3 protein-coding genes are annotated in these 2,436 nt (G+C 64.8%); all 3 read right to left on the bottom strand.

The window, feature by feature from the left end; all coding sequences use genetic code 11:
- Nucleotides 1-74: 74 nt before the first annotated feature.
- Entirely contained in the window at nt 75-452 is a 378-nt protein-coding gene (locus tag MJ785_RS21380) for a hypothetical protein (RefSeq protein WP_239382637.1), read from the bottom strand.
- 59 nt (nt 453-511) lie between these two features.
- Nucleotides 512-1,714 (bottom strand): site-specific integrase, encoded by a 1,203-nt coding sequence (locus MJ785_RS21375; protein WP_239382635.1) that lies wholly within the window; start codon nt 1,712-1,714, stop codon nt 512-514.
- A 342-nt stretch (nt 1,715-2,056) separates the two neighbouring features.
- On the bottom strand, nt 2,057-2,436 hold a 380-nt coding region (locus MJ785_RS21370), incomplete at its 5' end, for a hypothetical protein (RefSeq protein ID WP_239382633.1).

Raw genomic sequence — 2,436 nt, 5'->3', positions numbered from 1 at the left:
GAGCCCCGTACGGGATCACCAGTACGGGGCTTCTGGTCGTTTGACAGCCACGTTGACAGCCTACGGCCTGTCGATCAGTCCACGGCTCGGATCTGGACAGTCCAACCGTTGTCGAGGAGCAGTTCGGTAGCGCCCCGCTCGGCGCCCACCTCATCCTCATCGAGATCTTCGAGCAGGACGCAGACCCGCGGGTCGTCCCCCTCCGGAGCGAGGGTCCATTCCACCGCCCGGACCGTCACCGGCTCCCAGTTCGGATCCACCCACACCGTCTCACCCATCCGGGGAACAGCAGGAAGATCGACGGTGCGAGTCAGGGTCAACGCACGACAGGCCGTGTCGCGAGCCTCCGCCCGAACCTGGTCGGCATCACCGATCAAACCCGCATGCTCGAACATGTCGCCGAGCACCTCCGGAAGCATGTCGCGGAGAGTGACAACAAATGTGATGTCCACGGTCGTCCTTTCTCGGGACAGCTGAAATGTGACGATCATTGCCTGTCTGACCTAGGTTGCTACGCGGTCTCGCTGTCGTCGTCGGTAGCCTGGTCGTCGGGGTTGTCGAACCAGGCATCGAGTTTGGTTGCCGCATCCCGACTGCCGGTGTCGGCCATATCCACGTAAATATCCATGGTTGTGGAAAGCATGGTGTGGCCGAGCATGTCCTGGATCTGTTTCCAGTCCACGCCCAGGGCGTAGGCCATCGTCGCCGCCGTGTGCCGCAAACCGTGTGGCCCCAGATGCGGCAAACCCGCCCGCACGCACAGCTTCGTCAGATGCGTGTTCAGCGCCCGCGGCTCCAGGTAGGTACCGACCGTGCTTGGGAAGATCAGCCCGTGGTCGCGCCACCGCTCCCCCATCGTGTGACGTTCCGCCGCCTGCCGCCGGCGCTGCGCCTGCAACGCCGCCACACACCGGGCGGGCAACGCGATCGTGCGCTGACCGGCTTCGCTCTTCGTCGGTCCCACCACCAGATGCCGGATGCCCCCGACGCGGGTCACCTGCTGTTCCACCCGCAGCGTCGCCGCCCGCTCGTTGAAGTCCGACCAGCGCAACGCCAGCACCTCACCCCGACGCAGGCCAACCATCGCCAGCACCACATACAACGAGGCAAACCGCGTGGACTCCGCCGCCGCAAGCAGCTTCACCCCGTCCGCCTGGCTCAATGCCACAACCTTGCGCTTCGGCTTCGTCGCTTTCGGAACACGGACGTTCACCGCGACGTTCCGCGACACCTTCTCCATGATCACAGCTTCGTTCAGCGCCTGGCGGAGGATCGTCCGCAGGGTCCGCATCGTCGATGCGCTGTACCCCTCGGCGGCTTTCCGGTTGAGGAACCGTTGCAGATCCTCATGTTTCATCTCAACCAACCGCAGCCGGCCCAGCGCCGGACGGATATGAACCCGCACCAGGGTACTGTAGTTGACCTTTGTTGACTCGGCCCGGTCCGACGGCTCCACCACCTCACCCAGCCAGTAATCGAGAAAGTCATCGAAGCGCGACCGGCGATCCAACGGCGCCGCCCCTTCCAACTGCGCCGTGCGCACTTTTGTCTGTTCCTCGATCGCCTCCTCCTGGGATCTGAAATAGCGGACGGTCCGCTTCCGTTTACCGTTCACATAGCCGTAGTCGATTTCAAGGACCCAGCGTTGACGGTCCTCCCGCCAGTACACCGAGCCTTCACCATGGCCGCGGCGATTCCCCTTCCCTATGGCCATCACGCCACGTCCCAGGGGTTGCGACTGACACAGCCGAAGCACTCGTTCAGGGCTTCGACCACGGACACCGTCCGCAGTCTGTTGCCGGGTTCAGGCAGCACGAAAAATCGCTCCTTGCCGAAAAAGGAAAGGGAGAAACCAGCGGAGGAGGCGTGATACTCCGGGGTTCCGGTCCTCTGGGCGCGGGAGGGTCTGCCGGGAAACCGGCCGCGTCCAGGGCACTACGTGTCACTACGTGATCGGCTTCGCCGACCCTGGACCCGTCCGGCCCCCCGGCAGATCAGGCGCTTACCAGAGGAACGGAAGAAAAATGGGGGAGAAGCGAAGGACCGCGACGACCGGTCAGAACGGCTGGGTCTGCGCGGGAACCCTGCGGTACGAGGCGATATCGGGCACCCAGCCACCGGCCGGACCCCCGTACGGTGGGCGGGGTGTCGGAAACGCCGTGCCCGGGATCGCCCGGAACACCAACACGACCTCGACGTCCCCGAGCGCTTCGATGAACACCGCGTCGGTGGGGATCTTGACGGCGGTTCGGGCGAGGTCGAACGGGTCGGCGCCGGGTTTGACGGTCATCTCGTAGTAGCCGTGGCCGGGGGTGTCGAGGCGGACGAAGGGCTGTCCGTCCGAGGGGTCGCGCGGCGGGTCATAGGCAGGCGGAATGATAGGGGTCACGGTCTGCGCTCCTTGTATGCGAAGGGTGCGGATCGAGGTCCCGGTGT

Origin of the sequence: Protofrankia sp. CiT1 (assembly GCF_917627335.1) — a bacterium.
Classification (GTDB): domain Bacteria; phylum Actinomycetota; class Actinomycetes; order Frankiales; family Frankiaceae; genus Protofrankia.
This window is presented reverse-complemented; position numbering and strand designations above follow the sequence as displayed.